Source organism: Pseudomonas lactucae, assembly GCF_016937615.1.
In the GTDB taxonomy this organism is placed as follows: Bacteria; Pseudomonadota; Gammaproteobacteria; order Pseudomonadales; family Pseudomonadaceae; genus Aquipseudomonas; species Aquipseudomonas lactucae.
Map to the genome: position 1 here is coordinate 28905 of NZ_JAFHKI010000083.1, position 17608 is coordinate 46512.

Here is a 17608-nt window from a genome sequence, read left to right on the forward strand (position 1 = left end):
GGCAGGTTAGGCAATACCCCTGAACCCGCGTATAATTCGCGGGTTTAATTTTTCGTAAATTACCGTTTCTGGAGTTACACCATGGCTGTTCAACGTACTTTCTCCATCATCAAGCCTGACGCTGTTGCAAAAAACGTCATCGGCGAGATCACCACTCGTTTCGAAAAAGCCGGCCTGAAGGTTGTAGCTTCGAAACTCAAGCAACTGTCCAAGGCTGAAGCTGAAGGCTTCTACGCTGAGCACAGCGCTCGTGGCTTCTTCGGCGACCTGGTTGCCTTCATGATCTCCGGCCCTGTTGTTGTTCAGGTTCTGGAAGGCGAAAACGCTATCGCTCTGAACCGTGAGCTGATGGGCGCTACCAACCCTAAAGAAGCGGCTGCCGGCACCATCCGCGCTGACTTCGCTGAGTCCATCGACGCCAACGCTGTTCACGGTTCGGACTCCGAAGCCGCTGCTGCTCGCGAAATCTCGTACTTTTTCGCTGCTACTGAAGTAACCGCTCGCTAAGCATCGGCTTAAAGAGTGAGGGTGAATCCATGACTATATCGACTGTTAAAACCAACCTGCTGGGGCTGACCCAGCCGGAAATGGAGAAATTCTTCGACTCAATCGGGGAGAAGCGTTTCCGTGCCGGTCAGGTAATGAAATGGATTCACCACTTTGGCGTCGACGATTTCGACGCCATGACGAACGTCAGCAAGGCCCTGCGCGACAAGCTCAAGACCATTGCCGAAGTCCGTGGCCCCGAAGTGGTCAGCGAGGACATCTCCAGCGACGGCACCCGTAAGTGGGTGGTGCGCGTGGCGTCCGGCAGCTGCGTCGAGACCGTGTACATTCCCCAGGGCAAGCGCGGCACTCTGTGCGTTTCGTCCCAGGCAGGCTGTGCCCTGGATTGCAGTTTCTGCTCCACCGGCAAGCAAGGCTTCAACAGCAATCTCACCGCCGCCGAAGTCATCGGCCAGGTGTGGATTGCCAACAAATCCTTTGGCAGCGTCCCGGCGACCGTCGACCGTGCCATCACCAACGTGGTGATGATGGGCATGGGTGAGCCGCTGCTGAACTTCGACAACGTCATTTCAGCCATGCACTTGATGATGGACGACCTGGGCTACGGCATCTCCAAGCGCCGCGTGACCCTGTCGACCTCCGGCGTGGTACCGATGATCGATGAGCTTGCCAAGCACATCGACGTCTCCCTGGCGTTGTCGCTGCACGCACCCAATGACGCATTGCGTAACCAATTGGTGCCGATCAACAAGAAATATCCGCTTAAGATGCTGCTCGAATCTTGCCAGCGTTACATGGCTACCTTGGGTGAAAAACGCGTGCTGACTATTGAGTACACTCTGCTCAAGGACATCAATGACAAGGTCGAACACGCGATCGAGATGATCGAGTTGCTCAAGAACACCCCGTGCAAGATCAACCTGATTCCGTTCAACCCGTTTCCCCATTCTGGCTACGAGCGGCCGAGCAACAACGCCATTCGCCGTTTCCAGGATCAACTGCACCAGGCCGGCTACAACGTCACCGTACGCACCACGCGTGGTGAGGACATCGATGCCGCCTGTGGCCAACTGGTTGGGCAAGTAATGGACCGTACCCGTCGTAGCGAACGTTATATCGCCGTGCGTGAATTGAACGCCGCCGACGATCTGCCGCAAATCGCTGTGAATCGAATCTGAGAGAGGATCTCTATGCCCTTGCGCCTTGCGCTGCTTCTGCTTGTTACCGGCCTGGCGGCTGGTTGTGTTTCATCGGGCCATGACAGCCCTTTGCAAACCGGCAAGGGCCGTGACGAAGCGCGAGTCGCCTATGTGCAGTTGGGCTTGGGCTATTTGCGACAAGGCATGAGCGAGCAGGCCAAGGTGCCGTTGAAAAAGGCGCTTGAGCTGGACGCAGACGATGCCGACGCCAATGCCGCGCTCGCCCTGGTGTTTCAGGCCCAGGCGGAGCCGGCACTGGCCGAGCAATACTTCAACAAGGCGCTGTCTACCCGGCCTGCCGACCCGCGTCTGCTGAACAATTACGGCAGTTTTCTGTTCGAGCAGAAACGGTACGACCAGGCGACTCTTTATTTCCAGCGAGCCAGCGCCGATACCCTCTATCCTGAGCGTTCGCGGGTGTTTGAGAATCTGGGTGTGACCTCGATGCGTCTCGGCCAGCGCGACAGTGCCCGCCAACAGCTGGCAAAAGCCCTGCACTTGAACGGTCGTCAGCCTCGTGCATTGCTCGAAATGGCTGAGATGTCTTACGAAGACAGGCATTTTGTGCCGGCTCGTGACTATTACGCGCGTTTTAGCCTGCTCAGCGGGCAAAATGCACGTAGTCTATTGCTCGGCGCGCGCCTGGCGACGGTTCACGAAGAACGCGACACGGCCGCACGTTTTGGCCAGCAACTCGAACGACTCTATCCCGGTACGCCGGAATATCAGCAATACCTGTCGGAGCAATGATGAAAGCGGCGCACCCGGAAGTTGTAGCAGCTAATCGCGTAAACCCAGGCGATACCTTGCGCCAGGCACGCGAAAGCAATGGTTGGACGCTGGCGGAAGTGGCCCTCAAGCTCAATTTGACCACCACCTCGCTGGCCAACCTGGAAGCCGGCGCGTTCGATAAGCTGCCTGGGCATACCTTCGCCCGTGGCTATATCCGCGCCTATGCCAAATTGCTGGGCATCGATCAGGCCGTCTTGGTCCAGGAATTCGACCAGTTCACCGGTACCGACTCCCAGGGCAGCAATGTCCACGGCCTGGGCCGTATCGAAGAGCCTGTGCGGGTGTCCCACACCATTTTGCGCATTGTCAGCCTGTTGCTGCTGATCGCCGTGATCGGCGGCGGTTTTGTCTGGTGGCAGGACCAGGCCTCCCAGCGCACCAAGGACCTGACCAGTAACGCCATGGAGCACGTCGAAGTCGAAAGCGCCGACGGCACTACCCAGATCCATCCGTTGGATGAGCCGGAGGACCAGGCGGTTGCCGAAGGGCAGGCCACGCCTGAAGCGCCGCTCGCCACTGAGCAGCCAGCATTGGAAACGGCGCCTGCCGCAACCGCCGCTGTGCCTGCTCCGGCCGCGCCGGCAGTTTCGGCCGCCCCGGTTCATACGCCTGCCGCATCGGCTCCAGCGGCACCTGCGCCTGTCGCTCCGACGGCGCCGGCCATTTCGCCGCCTACCACGCCGGCATTGATCGCCGGTGACGGCCGCGTACAAATTACCTTCGTCGCTGACTGCTGGACGCAACTCACCGATGGCAATGGCAAAGTGCTGTTTAGCGGTCTGAAGCGTAAGGGAGATACACTCGACCAGGGCGGCAAGCCTCCTCTGACGCTGCGTCTGGGCTTTGCCCGTGGCGCGCAAGTGGCCTACAACGGCCAGCCTGTGGACGTGGCGCCGTTCACCAGTGGCGAAACCGCTCGCCTCAAGTTGGGACAATAGTCATGCACGGCGAATCTCCAATCAAACGTCGCGTATCGCGCAAGATCTGGGTCGGCTCGGTGCCGGTGGGTGGCGACGCCCCCATCGCGGTGCAGAGCATGACCAACAGCGACACCAACGATGTCGCCGCCACCGTCGCCCAGATCAACCGCCTGGAAGCGGCCGGCGTGGACATCGTGCGGGTGTCCGTACCGGACATGGACGCTGCCGAAGCCTTTGGCCGCATCAAGCAGTTGGTCAAGGTGCCGTTGGTGGCCGACATTCACTTCGACTACAAGATCGCTCTGCGCGTGGCCGAACTGGGCGTCGATTGCCTGCGGATCAACCCGGGCAATATCGGTCGCGAAGACCGCGTGCGCGCCGTGGTGGATGCCGCTCGTGATCGCGGTATTCCAATCCGCATCGGTGTCAACGCCGGCTCCCTGGAAAAAGACCTGCAGAAGAAGTACGGCGAGCCGACACCGGCGGCGCTGGTCGAGTCGGCGCTGCGCCATGTCGAACACCTCGAACGCCTGAATTTCCAGGACTTCAAGGTCAGCGTAAAGGCCTCCGACGTGTTCATGGCGGTAGAGGCCTACCGCCTGCTGGCCAAGGAAATCGTGCAGCCACTGCACCTGGGGATCACCGAAGCCGGCGGTTTGCGTTCAGGCACAGTGAAATCTGCGGTGGGCCTCGGTATGCTGCTCGCCGAAGGGATTGGCGATACTATCCGTATCTCGTTGGCGGCAGACCCGGTAGAGGAGGTGAAAGTCGGCTACGACATTCTCAAATCCCTGCGTTTGCGCTCCCGCGGTATCAACTTCATTGCCTGCCCGAGCTGCTCGCGGCAGAACTTCGACGTGGTGAAAACCATGAACGATCTGGAGTTGCGTCTCGAAGACCTGCTGGTGCCGCTGGATGTCGCGGTGATCGGCTGCGTGGTCAATGGGCCGGGCGAAGCCAAGGAGGCTCACGTGGGCTTGACCGGCGGCACACCGAACTTGATCTACATCGACGGCAAGCCGTCGCAGAAGCTGACGAATGACAATCTGGTGGATGAGCTGGAAAAGCTGATCCGCGAGAAAGCGGCCGAAAAGGTCGCGGCTGACGCAGCGCTGATCGCGCGCGGCTGAAAACGAATTTAAGGATTTGATGTGAGCAAGTCTCTGCAAGCCATTCGTGGCATGAACGACATCCTGCCTGAACAGACGCCCCTGTGGCGCTACGTTGAGGGCACTGTTGCGCGCCTGCTGGATAACTACGGTTACAAGCAGATCCGCATGCCGATCGTTGAGTTCACCGAACTGTTCAAGCGCTCCATCGGTGAAGTGACCGACATCGTCGAAAAAGAGATGTACACCTTTGAAGACCGCAACGGCGACTCCCTGACCCTGCGTCCTGAAGGGACCGCTGCGTGCGTGCGCGCCGTGCTTGAGCATGGCCTCACCGGTGGCGGTCAACCACAAAAGCTGTGGTACATCGGCCCGATGTTCCGCCATGAGCGCCCGCAAAAAGGTCGTTATCGCCAGTTCCACCAGATCGGCCTGGAAGTGTTCAACCTCGATGGTCCGGACATCGATGCCGAGCTGATCGTACTGACCTGGCGCCTGTGGGGCATGCTGGGTATCCGCGATGCGGTCAAGCTTGAGCTCAACAGCCTGGGCACCAGCGAGTCCCGTGCGCGCTATCGCGAAGCCCTGGTGGAATTCCTGTCCGCACGCCTGGACATGTTGGACGAAGACAGCCAGCGCCGTCTGAAGACCAACCCATTGCGCGTATTGGACACCAAGAACGCCGATACCCAGGCCGCACTGGTCGACGCGCCGAAAATGGCCGACTACCTGGACGACGAGTCCCGTACGCATTTCGAAGGCCTCAAGGCTCGCCTGGATGCCGCCGGTATTCCGTACGTGATCAACCCGAAACTGGTACGCGGCCTCGACTACTACAGCAAGACAGTATTCGAGTGGGTCACCGACAAACTCGGCGCCCAGGGCACCGTGTGTGCCGGCGCCGTTACGACGGCCTGGTCGAACAAATGGGCGGCAAGCCGACCACGGGCGTAGGTTTCGCCATGGGCATCGAGCGGCTTATCCTGCTGCTCGAAACCCTGGAGCAGGTCCCGGAAGAAATTGCCCGTCAGGTGGACGTGTATCTCTGCGCATTTGGCGAGGCGGCTGAACTGGCTGCCTTGGCCCTGAGCGAGAAAGTGCGTGACCAACTGCCCAACCTGCGCCTGCAGATCAACGCCGGCGCCGGCAGCTTCAAGAGCCAGTTCAAGAAAGCCGACAAGAGCGGTGCGTTGTACGCACTGATCCTCGGCGATGACGAGTTGGCCCGGCAAGTGATAGGTTTCAAACCCCTGCGTGGCCAGGGCGAGCAACAGAACATTGCCTTCGATGCGCTTGCTGCGCACTTGGCCACCTGCGTCGTGCAGGGTTGAAGCTGTCGAACAGCCGAATTTAGCGATTAAGGAGTATTGGGGTGTCGAGTACTGATGATGAGCAGTTGGCCGATTTCAAAGACTGGTGGCAGCGTAATGGCAAGCCCCTGGTTACCGGCGGCCTGCTGGCTTTAGTGGTGGTGTTCGGCTGGCAAGCCTGGCACAAGTATCAGGCCAACCAGTCCCAGGGCGCCTCGATCCTCTATCAGCAATTGCTGGAAAGCACCCTGACGCCTGACGGCAAGCCCGACGCGGCCAAGGTTGCGTATCTGGCAGGCGAACTGAAAAAAGATTTTGGCGGTAGCACCTACGCCCAGTACGGCAGCCTGTTTGTCGCGAAAGTCGCGGTCGACTCCGGCAAGCTGGATGACGCGTCCGTCGAACTTAAAGCCATCGTCGACAAACCGACCAACCCGACCCTGGGTGAAATCGCACGTCAGCGCCTGGCCCAGGTATTGGCGGCACAGAGCAAGGCTGACGAAGCACTCAAACTGCTCGACGGCGATGCGGACAAAGCATTTGTAGCCACTCGTGAAGAGCTCAAGGGGGACCTGTTGGTCCAATTGGGTCGTACCGACGAAGCCAATGCTGCGTATAAGAAAGCCAAGGCGGCGCTGTCTGATGAAGCGGCAGTCGGTGGCTTACAAATCAAGCTGGACGACTTGGCCAAAGGGGATGCGTGACGTGATCCGTTGGAAACATGCAGCATTGCTGGCTCTGGCCGTTCTGGCCGCGGGTTGCAGCAGCAACAGTAAAAAAGAACTGCCTCCGGCCGAGCTGACCAGCTTCAAGGAAGAAGTGGTCTTGCAAAAGCAGTGGAGCCGCTCCATCGGTGACGGTCAGGGCGAAACCTACAACATGTTGGTACCGGCAATCGACGGTGACAACATTGTGGCCGCTGACGTGACCGGCGTGGTGATCTCCATGGATCGCATGAACGGCGACGTCAAGTGGAAGAAAGACCTCGAATTGCCCGTCTCCGGCGCTGTCGGCGTGGGTTATGGCATGGTCCTGCTCGGCACGCTCAAAGGCGAAGTCGTGGCGCTGGATTCCAGCACCGGTGAAGAGAAATGGCGCGCTCGCGTGACCAGTGAAGTCCTCGCGCCGCCTGCCACCAACGGCGATATCGTCGTGGTGCAAACCCAGGATGACCGCGTCATCGGCCTGGACGCCAGCACTGGCGAACAGCGCTGGTTGTACGACAGCACCCCGGCAGTGTTGACCTTGCGCGGTACCAGTGGTCCGGTTGTGACCAACAATCTGGCCGTTGCAGGCCTGTCGACCGGTAAAGTGGTCGCCCTGGACACCCGTAACGGCGTGCCGGTTTGGGAAACCCGTGTGGCCATCCCGCAAGGTCGTTCCGAGCTGGACCGCGTGGTGGACATCGACGGCGGCTTGCTGCTGTCGGGTGAAACCCTCTACGTGGCGACCTATCAGGGCCGCGTTGCGGCGCTGGACCTGCAAAGTGGCCGCGTCAACTGGCAGCGTGATGCTTCCAGCTACGCCGGTGTCGCCCAAGGGTTTGGCAGCGTCTACGTAAGCCTGGCGTCCGGCACTGTTGAAAGTGTCGACGAGCGTTCCACCACTGCGTTGTGGAGCAACGACTCCCTGGCCCGCCGTCAGCTGTCGGCACCGGAAGTGTTCTCCAGCTACGTAGCGGTCGGCGACTTCGAAGGCTACCTGCACCTGCTGAGCCAGGTGGACGGTCGCTTTGTCGGTCGTGAGCGTATCGACAGCGACGGCCTGCGTGCGCGTCCGCTGGTGGTGGGTAACATGCTTTATGTGTATGGCAACAGCGGCAAGCTGGAAGCCCTGACCATCAAGTAAGAACCATGCTTGGGGTAACACCCAGGCGGCCCTGCTTCGGCGGGGCATGCGGCATCTGACGATGCTGCCCCGAGCACCAGCCGCTGCCTTGCAGCGGCTTTTGTATTTTCTGAAATAACGAAGTGGAGAGCCGCATGGTTCCCGTAATCGCCCTGGTGGGCCGACCTAACGTCGGCAAGTCCACCTTGTTCAACCGCCTGACCAGGACTCGCGACGCCATTGTCGGCGACTTGTCCGGTCTGACCCGTGATCGCCAATACGGTGAGGCAAAGTGGCAGGGGCGCTCCTACATTATTGTCGACACCGGAGGTATCTCCGGTGACGAGCATGGCATGGACGAAAAAATGGCCGAGCAGTCGCTGCTGGCCATTGAAGAAGCCGACGTCGTGTTGTTCCTGGTGGACGCCCGCGCGGGCTACACCGCTGCCGACCAGATGATTGGCGAGCACCTGCGCAAGCGCAACAAGCGTTCCTATTTGATCGCGAACAAGATCGACAACATCGATCCTGAGCAGGCCCGCGCCGAATTCAGCCCGATGGGCCTGGGCGACGCGATCCCGATCGCCGGTGCCCACGGTCGCGGCATCACCCAGATGCTGGAAGTCGCCCTGCGCGACTTTCCGAAGGATGACGCCGAGGAAGAAGAGGGCGAGGAAGAGATCGTTGCCGAAGGTGAGGAAGCCAAGCGCATTCCTGGCCCGAGCGAAAAAGACGGTATCAAGATCGCCATCATCGGTCGCCCGAACGTCGGCAAGTCGACCCTGGTCAACCGCATGCTCGGTGAAGACCGCGTCATCGTCTACGACCAGCCCGGCACCACGCGTGACAGTATCTACATCCCGTTCGAGCGTAACGACGAGAAGTACACGCTGATCGACACTGCCGGTGTGCGCAAGCGCGGCAAGATCCACGAGGAAGTTGAAAAGTTCTCCGTGGTCAAAACCCTGCAAGCGATCAAAGACGCCAACGTGGTGATCTTCGTGATGGACGCCCGCGAAGGCGTGGTGGACCACGACCTCAACCTGCTGGGCTTTGCCCTGGAAGCCGGTCGGGCGTTGGTGATCGCGATCAACAAGTGGGACGGCATGACGCCGAGCGAGCGCGATTTCGTCAAGATTGAGCTGCAGCGTCGCCTGTTCTTCGTCGAGTTCGCCGATATCCACTTTATCTCGGCCCTGCACGGTACGGGCGTGGGCAACCTCTATGCCTCCGTACAGAACTCGTTCAAGTCCGCGGTAACCCGTTGGCCGACCAACCGCCTTACCCAGATCCTGGAAGACGCAGTGGGCGAGCACGCGCCGCCGATGGTCAACAACCGCCGGATCAAGCTGCGTTACGCCCACTTGGGCGGTGCCAACCCGCCGATTATCGTGATCCACGGTAACCAGATCGAGAAGGTGCCCAAGTCCTACGTGCGTTACCTGGAAAACACCTACCGCCGTGTCTTGAAACTGGTCGGTACACCGATCCGTATCGAGTTCAAGGGTGGTGAGAACCCATACGAAGGCAACAAGAACACACTGACGGACCGTCAGGTGAACAAGAAGCGTCGTTTGATGACTCACCACAAGAAGGCCGACAAGAAGCGCCGCGATAAAAAGTGAAGCAGCGGCTAGTGAAAAGCTGCAAGCGGCAAGTAAAAGCTGGACCACTTGTGGCTTGAGGCTTGTAACGTGCAGCTCAAACCGCCAGGTACAAAAAAGGGCTCTGAATGAGCCCTTTTTCGTGCCTGGCGGTTTGCCCCTTGACCCGCTTGTTGCTTGCAGCTTACAACTTGCAGCTCACCCGAAGGGGGCTCCCATGATCACCAGCAAGCTGCCAAATGTCGGCACGACTATTTTTACTACCATGTCGCAACTCGCCGCCGAAACCGGCGCGCTCAACTTGTCACAGGGATTTCCCGACTTCAACGGCCCCCAGGGTTTGCTCGATGCCGTGGGGAGACACGTTGCCAGCGGGCATAACCAGTATTCGCCGATGACCGGCCTGCCGGCGCTGCGTCAGCAAGTGGCGGCGAAGATCGCGCGCAGTTACGGCGCCACGATCAATGCCGACAGTGAAGTGACCATCACACCCGGCGCCACCGCTGCGATCTTCTGTGCAATCCAGGCGGTGATTCGCAGTGGCGATGAAGTCATCGTATTCGACCCCTGCTACGACAGTTACGAGCCTTCGGTGGAACTGGCCGGCGGTCGTTGCGTGCATGTGCAACTGAGCCTGCAGGGCTTTGCGCTGGACTTCGACAAGATCAACGCCGCGCTGTCGCCGCGCACGCGCATGATCATCCTCAACACCCCGCACAATCCCACGGGCGCGCTGATCAGCCGTGCCGAGCTGGACCAACTGGCCGACCTGATACGCGACCGTGATATCTACCTGGTCAGCGACGAGGTCTACGAGCACCTGGTTTTCGATGGCGTGTCCCATGTCAGCGTGCTGGCTCACGAAGAACTGTATCAACGCGCATTCGTCGTCAGCTCCTTTGGCAAGACCTATCACGTGACCGGCTGGAAAACCGGCTATGTCGTTGCGCCGCCAGCGCTCACCGTTGAGCTGCGCAAGGTGCACCAGTACGTCAATTTCTGTGGTGTGACGCCGTTGCAGTTCGCGCTGGCCGACTTCATGGCCGAACACCCGGAACACGTCGACGAACTGCCGGCGTTCTACCAGGCCAAGCGCGACCTGTTCTGTGACCTGCTGGCGCCGTCGCGTTTGAGTTTCACTCGGGTCGCCGGTACTTACTTCCAACTGGTGGATTACGCACAGATCCGCCCCGATCTGGACGACGTCGCCATGTCACTGTGGATGACCCGCGAGCACGGCGTGGCGACCATTCCGGTGTCGGTCTTCTACCAGCAACCACCCCAAGGCTTGCGCCTGGTGCGCCTGTGCTTTGCCAAACGCGAGGAGACGCTGAGACAAGCGGCTGAAAAACTATGCGTGATCTGAATGCATTGCCCAACCTGACAATCGCCCTGGTCCAGACCACGCTGGCATGGCATGACCGCCAGGCTAACCTTGAACACTTCGCCGCATTGCTGGAGCAGGCCAGGGGCGCCGACCTGATCGTGCTGCCGGAGATGTTCACCAGCGGGTTTTCCATGGAATCGGCCACCCTGGCCGAGCCCGAGAGCGGCCCGACCCATCATTGGCTGCAAGCTCAGGCGGCGAAGTACAACGCGGTGGTTACCGGCAGTGTGATTATCCAGGCCGCCGATGGTAGCCATCGCAATCGACTGCTGTGGGCGCGGCCGGATGGCGAGGTGCTGCATTACGACAAGCGTCATCTGTTTCGTATGGCCGGTGAACATAATCACTACACCCCCGGCGAGCGCCAGGTGCAGTTTGAGTTGAAGGGCTGGCGTGTTCGGCCGCTGATTTGCTACGACCTGCGTTTTCCGGTGTGGAGCCGCGATGCCCAGGATACGGACCTGCTGTTGTATACCGCCAACTGGCCGGGCGCGCGGCGTCAGCATTGGAACCGCTTGTTGCCGGCGCGGGCGATTGAAAACCTGTGTTATGTGGCGGCGGTGAATCGGGTGGGCACGGATGGCAAAGGCTTTGCCTATACAGGCGACAGCCAGGTGCTGGATTTCCAGGGCGAAACCTTGCTGAGCGCGGGAGAGGCGGACGGGGTGTTCCAGGTGATTCTGGATGCGGCCGAGTTGTCTGCCTATCGCAGCAGATTCCCGGCGAACCTGGATGCCGATAGCTTTCAGTTTGTCCGACAGACCGCTATCGGGGGCAAGCCCCCTCCCACACTTTGATTTGTGAGTACATTCAAAAATTGTGGGAGGGGGCTTGCCCCCGATGAGGCCCTGTCAGGCAACCCAAATCTGAAACTCAATAAAAAGGCCCCTGGATTCGCATCCAGGGGCCTTTTGCATTGCGGCGATAAAGCTTACGCCGCTTTGGCTTCCTGCTGGCTCAACGAACGGTTCAGCGCGCTGAACAGCGCCTTGAAGCTGGCGGTGGTGATGTTTTCATCAATGCCCACGCCGTGTACCGGACGTTCGCCGTTCACCCGCAGCTCGATATAAGCTGCGCCTTGGCGTTAGTGCCAGCGCCAATGGCGTGTTCGTTGTAGTCCATGATCTCCACGCCAATCGGCAAACCAGCCACCAGCGCTTCCAGCGCGCCGTTGCCTTTGCCTTTCCAGTGCAGGTTGGTCTCACCCTGGCCCTTGCCTGAGACTTCCACCTCGACAAAGCTGTTGCCGTTCTCTTCCTGCAGGCGATGGCTGACCAGCGCGTACGGGGTGTTGGCTTGCAGGTACTCACGTTGCAGCAACGCGTAGATCTGCGGCGCGGTCATCTCCAGGCCCACGCGGTCGGTCTCGGCCTGTACCACCTGGCTGAACTCAATCTGCATGCGACGCGGCAAGCTGATGTCGTATTCCTGCTCCAGCAGGTAGGCGATACCGCCTTTACCCGATTGGCTGTTCACACGAATCACCGCCTCGTAGCTGCGACCGATGTCGGCCGGGTCGATCGGCAAGTACGGCACTTCCCACAGGGCATCGTCTTTCTGCTGGCTGAAACCTTTGCGGATAGCGTCCTGGTGGGAGCCGGAGAACGCGGTGTGCACCAGGTCGCCCACGTACGGGTGACGCGGGTGCACCTGGATCTGGTTGCACTCTTCAACGACTTTGCGCACGCCATCGATGTCGGAGAAATCCAGCTGCGGGTCGAGGCCCTGGGTGTACATGTTCAGTGCTACGGTCACCAGATCGACGTTGCCGGTGCGCTCGCCATTGCCGAACAGGCAGCCTTCTACACGGTCGGCGCCGGCCATCAGGCCCAGCTCGGTGGCGGCGACGCCGGTGCCACGGTCGTTGTGGGTGTGCAAGCTGATGATCACGCTGTCACGACGGTTGATATGGCGACCAAACCACTCGATCTGGTCGGCATAGATATTCGGCGTGGCGCATTCGACAGTGGCCGGCAGGTTGAGGATCATCTTGTGCTCAGGCGTCGGGTTCCACACCTCGATCACTGCATCACAGACTTCCTTGGCGAATTCCAGCTCAGTGGCGCTGAAGGTTTCCGGGGAGTATTCGAAGGTCCACTGGGTTTGCGGCTGCTGGGCGGCGTATTTGACGAACAGCTTGGCGGCGTTGACCGCGATGGCCTTGATGCCATCCTTGTCCTGGTTGAACACAATCCGGCGGAACGACGGCGACGTGGCGTTGTACAAGTGCACGATGGCTTTTTTGGCGCCGCGCAGGGATTCGAACGTACGCGCGATCAAGTCTTCACGGCCCTGGGTCAGCACCTGGATGGTGGTGTCCTCGGGGATGTGGTTGTCTTCGATCAGGGTCCGCACGAAGTCGAAGTCGGTTTGCGACGCAGCGGGGAACGAGGCTTCGATTTCCTTGACCCCGACGGCAACCAGGGTCTTCCAGAAACGCAGCTTTTTCGCCGCGTCCATCGGTTCGATCAGCGACTGGTTGCCATCACGCAGGTCGGAACTGCACCAGATCGGCGCGGTGGTGATGGTTTTGGATGGCCAGGTGCGGTCCGGGATATCGATGGTCGGGAACGCGCGGTACTTCGAAGACGGGTCTTTGAGCATGCTCATCGGGAAATCCTTTGTTGTAGGGGCCGAGAAAAGGCGGCCTGCCGTAGAACTGTTTTGGGGATAAAGCTTGAAGACGAGGCAGATCGATTCAGCCTGGCAGTCGTGCGCTGACGAGGCACAGGCTGCGGTGCTGGCGGAGCTGAATGAGGGTGTGAGAGGTTTTCATAAGTCCAACCCTAACCTCAGGGGTGAAAGATGGCAAGCAGTCGCTAAAAATTGAGAGAAGTTCTTTTATCTGCGTATGAAACGGGATTTTATGGTTGGGAATAGTGCTCAGGCTAGATTAAATTGCGCGCCCGTTATCAGGCGCGCAATCGCGTCATTCAAGGCTGGAAGGCGCCGATGAAAATCGCCGGTCGACCCGTGCATCGTTCAGGCTGACATTCCAGTGCATATGCGGCCCGGTGGCGCGGCCTGTCGCGCCGACCTTGCCCACGACTGCGCCGCGCACCAGTTGCTGGCCCACCTTCACGTCGATCTTCGACATATGGCAGAACATGCTGATAAAGCCCTGGCCATGGTCGACAAACACGGTGTTGCCGTTGAAGAAGTAGTTGCCGACCAGAATGACCTTGCCGTTCGCCGGGGTCTTGATCGGCGTACCGGCCGGTACGGCAAAATCCAGGCCTGAGTGCGGATTGCGTTCCTCGCCGTTGAAGAAGCGACGTACGCCGAACTTGCTCGACAGTGGCCCGTTCACCGGTTTGTCCAGCACCAGATTGCTCGGCAGGTTGGGGCTGAAGCTGCGGTAGGCCTTGATCTGAACCGCCAGCTCGGCCTCGATGCGCTTGAGTTGCGCGGGCTCGGGGTTGACCTGGCTTTTGTTTTTCAAGGTGATGCGCTGCTCGGGGTATTTCTTGTAGCCGACGATAAACGGCAATGTATGGCCACCGCTGCTGATGCGTTCATTACCGGGCTTGACGCTCAACGGAATGCCGACAATGGCCAGCCAGTTGTCCTGCTCCTTGACCACCAGCACCGGTTTGCCTTGGTAGGAGGCTTTGGGCGCCGTGGCCGAAGGGCCGAGTTCGACCACCGCCACACCGCCTGGCACCGGTTTATTCAAGGTGCGACTGACGTAGCTGTCGGCGTGAGCGTTAAAGGCCAGGCACAGCAGCATCCACAAGCTTAAGAAACGAGGCATCGATCAATCCAGTAACGAAAGGGTGACGGGTGTGAGGTGGTTGTCTTCCACCCGCACCTGCAATTGGCCTTCACCGAGGCGCGCTGTCAGACGCTGGCCGGTGTGGGTTTGCGCGGCGTTGCGAATGGCCTGGCCACGTTCATCCAGCAGGATGCTGTAGCCACGCCCCAAGGTTGCCAGCGGGCTCACCACCTGCAACGTCTGCACCTGGCTCTGCAATTGCAGGCGCCGTGCCTTGAGACCTTCACGCATGGCGCGGGGCAGGCGTTCGGCAAGGCTGTCCAGGCGTTGGCGCAGCAGCGCGAGTTGACGCCCCGGATGTTGGCCGGCTAGGCGCGTTTCCAGGCGGATCAGGCGTTCGCGACGGGTATTGAGGCTGCGCTCGAAGGCGCGGCGCAAGCGCATGTCCAGGTCATCCAGGCGCTGGGCCTGCTGGCGCAGACGCTCGCCGGGGTGGCGCAGGCGCCGGGCCATGCCTTCCAGGCGCAGACGACTGTGGCTCAGTCGGTTGCGCATCAGCATCACCAGGCGGCGCTGCAGGTTTTCAACTTGGCGCACCAGATGACTGGCGTCCGGTGCCAGCAGTTCAGCAGCGGCGGAGGGAGTAGGGGCGCGCACGTCCGCGACAAAGTCGCTGATGGACACATCGGTTTCATGGCCGACGGCACTGACGATGGGTGTCACGCATGCATCCACCGCCCGCGCCACGGCTTCTTCGTTGAAACACCAGAGGTCTTCCAGCGAGCCACCGCCACGGGCCAGGATCAGCGCGTCAAAACCTCGGGCATCGGCGAGTTTCAACGCTCGCACGATCTGTGGGATCGCTTCGCGGCCTTGCACGGCGGTCGGGATCAGGGTCAGTTCAATGTTCGGCGCGCGGCGGCGGAACACGCTGATGATGTCGCGGATCACCGCGCCGTCGGCGAACTGATAATGCCAATGCGCCGAGGGTGCGCCGGTAGCGGCACCTTGCGTTCGGCGCTGAACAGGCCTTCGGCGCTGAGCTTTTCCTTCAGCGCATCGAAGGCCAGGCGCAGCGCGCCGTCACCGGCCGGCTCCACGGTATCGAGGATCAGTTGGTAATCACCCCGGCCTTCGAACAACGAGACCTTGCCGCGCACCTTCACCGCCAGGCCGTCCTTCAGCGCCTGGCGCACCCGCGCGGCGTTATTGCGAAACAGCGCGCAGCGCACCTGCGCACCGCTGTCCTTGAGGGTGAAATACACATGGCCGGAGGCCGGGCGGGCGAGGTTGGAGATCTCGCCTTCGACCCAGATATTGGTGAACACGTCTTCCAGCAACACCCGCGCGCGGCCGTTGAGCTGGCTGACAGTCAGGACTTCGCGGTCCAGGCCCAGGCGGGCAAAAGGGTCTTTAATCATGGGCGGCAGTTTATAGGCATTCGTGCAAGGTTTGGCAGAATTGCGCCACCAGCGGTTGCGGCGCCTGTTGGCAGGCCAACGCCACGCTGCTCAGGCAGTCCGGGTTGGCCAGGGGTAAAAAGCGCACGTTGGCAGGCGCGATGTCCTGCATGGATTTTGGTAACAAAGCTATACCGAAGCCGGCCTGGATCAATTGCAGCTGCGTGGTCTTGCGCGACATGACGCGCGCCGCCTTGGGGAAAAATCCCGCGCGCATGCACAGTTCGGCCGACAGATAACTCAGGCCGCCACGCTGTGGATGAGGGATCGAGATAAACGCCTCATCCTTAAGCTGCTCCAGCTCGACGGGCGTATCACGGCGTGACAGCGGATGATTCGACGGCACCGCCAGCAACATGGGTTCGCTATATAAAGGCCGCACGCTTACCCCTTCGCGCTGGCACAACACCGGCAAGCGCAATAGCCCGACGTCCAGGCGTCCCTCGGCGATTTCCTCCAACTGGTCTTCGGAAGACAGTTTGGCAATATCCACCGACACCCCTGGGCAGCACTCCAGCCACGTGCTGATACCTTGCAGCAAGCGGCCACTCATCGGCACGGTGCTCGAATGGCTCAAGCGCAGCGTACCGAGCTGGCCATGACCGACTTGGGTGGCCATTTCACTGGCCTTGAGCAATTCACTCAGCAGGTTGCGCGCGCGCGGATAAAAGGCTTCGCCGGCGGCTGTCAGCCTCGGTTGGCGCGCCGTGCGCTCGAACAGCGGGGTTTGCAACCGGGCTTCCAGTTCCTTGATCTGCCGGCTCAAGGCCGATTGCGCCACGAACAAACGTTCCGCGGCGGCGCTGAAGCTGCCACTGTCGGCGATTTCAACGAAGTAGCGCAGTTGGCGAGTGGAAATCACGCGTCATGCCTTTTTGAGATAGGTGTAGGGCTTTGAAGATATTAGTCGCATCTCTCGTCGATGGCTAAAGTGAACGCTGTCTTTTACAAGGAAACGTTCATGAGCCCGATTGAACTGATGAGCCAGTGGTCATTTGGCGTTGTGGATTGGCTGGTGATCGGCGTGGGTGTGGTGGTGGCGTACATCGTGTTCGGCATCGCCGGCTTCGGTACGGCGTTGGTAGCCGGGCCTGTGCTGATTCTGTTCATGCCATTGTCGAAGATCATTCCGTTGCTGGTGTTGCTGGATTTTGTCGCAGCCTTTGGCGGCCTGCTGCAAACACGACGGGATGTGAACAAACCGGAACTGCTGCGACTGCTGCCGTGCATGGCCATCGGCTGCACGCTGGGTGTGGTGTTTTTGCTCAACCTGCATTCGGACCTGTTGCTGTTATTGATGGGCCTGTTTATCAGTGCCTACGCGGTTTACAGCCTGGCAGTAAAAGCCCGTCCTTCGCAGCTCGCCAAAGGCTGGTCAATCCCCATGGGCACCGTCGGCGGGCTGTTTGGGGCGCTGTTCGGCAGTGGTGGCTTTTTATATGCGATCTACCTGAACAGTCGTCTGCCCAAGGACGCGGCGCGGGCCACGCAAAGTGCGCTGATCAGTTGCAGCACGGTGGTGCGTCTGAGTTTGTTCCTGATTGCCGGGGTGTATGCTGATTTGCCACTGTTGATGCTGGCGCTGTGCCTGCTGCCGGCGATGGCCCTGGGCTTGTGGTGTGGGCGCAGGTTGACGATGCGCCTGTCCCGTGAAGCATTTGTGCGCTTGGTGACGTGGTTGGTGTTGGCCAGTGGCATTGCGTTGATCGGGCGGTACTTGAGCACTTGACCTGTGTGAGGCAGGGATTAAGCTGCCAGCCTCTAGGGCGCCATCGGGG

The 17608-nt window shown here is 60.2% G+C and carries 11 protein-coding genes and 5 pseudogenes; 12 read left to right on the forward strand and 4 right to left on the reverse strand.

What is annotated here, in order from left to right; genetic code table 11:
• Positions 1-81: 81 nt before the first annotated feature.
• From ndk to JWR98_RS16255, 11 genes and pseudogenes are all read left to right on the forward strand, one after another.
• Positions 82-507, forward strand: coding sequence for a nucleoside-diphosphate kinase (gene ndk / locus JWR98_RS16205; RefSeq protein ID WP_003175956.1), 426 nt, complete (start codon positions 82-84; stop codon positions 505-507).
• Between the two features lie 29 nt (positions 508-536).
• A pseudogene (gene rlmN, locus JWR98_RS16210) lies at positions 537-1672 on the forward strand (dual-specificity RNA methyltransferase RlmN); the annotation flags it as partial.
• Positions 1673-1697: 25 nt separating this feature from the next.
• Positions 1698-2456 carry a type IV pilus biogenesis/stability protein PilW gene (gene pilW, locus JWR98_RS16215; RefSeq protein WP_078734572.1) on the forward strand — a complete coding sequence of 253 codons (759 nt, stop codon included), beginning with the start codon at positions 1698-1700 and terminating at the stop codon, positions 2454-2456.
• Entirely contained in the window at positions 2456-3436 is a 981-nt protein-coding gene (locus JWR98_RS16220; RefSeq protein ID WP_078734571.1) for a RodZ domain-containing protein, read from the forward strand. The genes pilW and JWR98_RS16220 overlap by 1 nt, the downstream gene beginning before the upstream one ends.
• Positions 3437-3438: 2 nt before the next feature.
• A complete protein-coding gene (gene ispG / locus JWR98_RS16225; RefSeq protein ID WP_003175952.1) occupies positions 3439-4548 on the forward strand; it encodes a flavodoxin-dependent (E)-4-hydroxy-3-methylbut-2-enyl-diphosphate synthase in 1110 nt (369 codons plus the stop codon).
• A 21-nt stretch (positions 4549-4569) separates the two neighbouring features.
• A pseudogene (hisS, locus tag JWR98_RS16230) lies at positions 4570-5858 on the forward strand (histidine--tRNA ligase).
• 41 nt (positions 5859-5899) lie between these two features.
• Positions 5900-6541 (forward strand): YfgM family protein, encoded by a 642-nt coding sequence (locus tag JWR98_RS16235; protein WP_078734570.1) that lies wholly within the window; start codon positions 5900-5902, stop codon positions 6539-6541.
• Complete coding sequence (gene bamB, locus JWR98_RS16240) at positions 6534-7685, forward strand: outer membrane protein assembly factor BamB (RefSeq protein ID WP_078734569.1); 1152 nt, start codon at positions 6534-6536, stop codon at positions 7683-7685. The genes JWR98_RS16235 and bamB overlap by 8 nt, the downstream gene beginning before the upstream one ends.
• A 134-nt stretch (positions 7686-7819) precedes the next feature.
• Positions 7820-9289 carry a ribosome biogenesis GTPase Der gene (gene der / locus JWR98_RS16245; RefSeq protein WP_003175948.1) on the forward strand — a complete coding sequence of 490 codons (1470 nt, stop codon included), beginning with the start codon at positions 7820-7822 and terminating at the stop codon, positions 9287-9289.
• Positions 9290-9485: 196 nt separating this feature from the next.
• A complete protein-coding gene (locus tag JWR98_RS16250; RefSeq protein ID WP_205490542.1) occupies positions 9486-10634 on the forward strand; it encodes a pyridoxal phosphate-dependent aminotransferase in 1149 nt (382 codons plus the stop codon).
• On the forward strand, positions 10622-11452 hold the full coding sequence (locus tag JWR98_RS16255; RefSeq protein WP_078734567.1) for an amidohydrolase: 831 nt from the start codon (positions 10622-10624) through the stop codon (positions 11450-11452). Before JWR98_RS16250 ends, JWR98_RS16255 begins: the two co-directional genes overlap by 13 nt.
• A gap of 134 nt (positions 11453-11586) precedes the next feature.
• Here JWR98_RS16255 and leuA read toward each other — a convergent pair.
• The 4 genes and pseudogenes from leuA to JWR98_RS16275 form a co-directional block, all read right to left on the reverse strand.
• A pseudogene (leuA, locus tag JWR98_RS16260) lies at positions 11587-13265 on the reverse strand (2-isopropylmalate synthase).
• Positions 13266-13588: 323 nt separating this feature from the next.
• Positions 13589-14409 (reverse strand): annotated as a pseudogene (locus JWR98_RS16265) (peptidoglycan DD-metalloendopeptidase family protein).
• A gap of 3 nt (positions 14410-14412) precedes the next feature.
• Positions 14413-15791, reverse strand: a pseudogene (gene xseA / locus JWR98_RS16270) (exodeoxyribonuclease VII large subunit).
• A gap of 10 nt (positions 15792-15801) precedes the next feature.
• Entirely contained in the window at positions 15802-16692 is an 891-nt protein-coding gene (locus tag JWR98_RS16275; RefSeq protein ID WP_078734563.1) for a LysR family transcriptional regulator, read from the reverse strand.
• Positions 16693-16791: 99 nt separating this feature from the next.
• Here JWR98_RS16275 and JWR98_RS16280 point away from each other — a divergent pair, with 99 nt between their 5' ends.
• Positions 16792-17559, forward strand: coding sequence for a sulfite exporter TauE/SafE family protein (locus tag JWR98_RS16280; protein ID WP_078734562.1), 768 nt, complete (start codon positions 16792-16794; stop codon positions 17557-17559).
• The last annotated feature ends 49 nt before the right edge of the window (positions 17560-17608 follow it).

Bases quoted from the DNA above. Each gene is read 5' to 3' on its own strand.
- JWR98_RS16220 (WP_078734571.1), top strand. From the start codon at position 2,456: ATGAAAGCGGCGCACCCGGAAGTTGTAGCAGCTAATCGCGTAAACCCA.
- pilW (WP_078734572.1), top strand. From the start codon at position 1,698: ATGCCCTTGCGCCTTGCGCTGCTTCTGCTTGTTACCGGCCTGGCGGCT.
- ndk (WP_003175956.1), top strand. From the start codon at position 82: ATGGCTGTTCAACGTACTTTCTCCATCATCAAGCCTGACGCTGTTGCA.
- bamB (WP_078734569.1), top strand. From the start codon at position 6,534: ATGCGTGACGTGATCCGTTGGAAACATGCAGCATTGCTGGCTCTGGCC.
- JWR98_RS16250 (WP_205490542.1), top strand. From the start codon at position 9,486: ATGATCACCAGCAAGCTGCCAAATGTCGGCACGACTATTTTTACTACC.
- der (WP_003175948.1), top strand. From the start codon at position 7,820: ATGGTTCCCGTAATCGCCCTGGTGGGCCGACCTAACGTCGGCAAGTCC.
- JWR98_RS16280 (WP_078734562.1), top strand. From the start codon at position 16,792: ATGAGCCCGATTGAACTGATGAGCCAGTGGTCATTTGGCGTTGTGGAT.
- JWR98_RS16255 (WP_078734567.1), top strand. From the start codon at position 10,622: ATGCGTGATCTGAATGCATTGCCCAACCTGACAATCGCCCTGGTCCAG.
- ispG (WP_003175952.1), top strand. From the start codon at position 3,439: ATGCACGGCGAATCTCCAATCAAACGTCGCGTATCGCGCAAGATCTGG.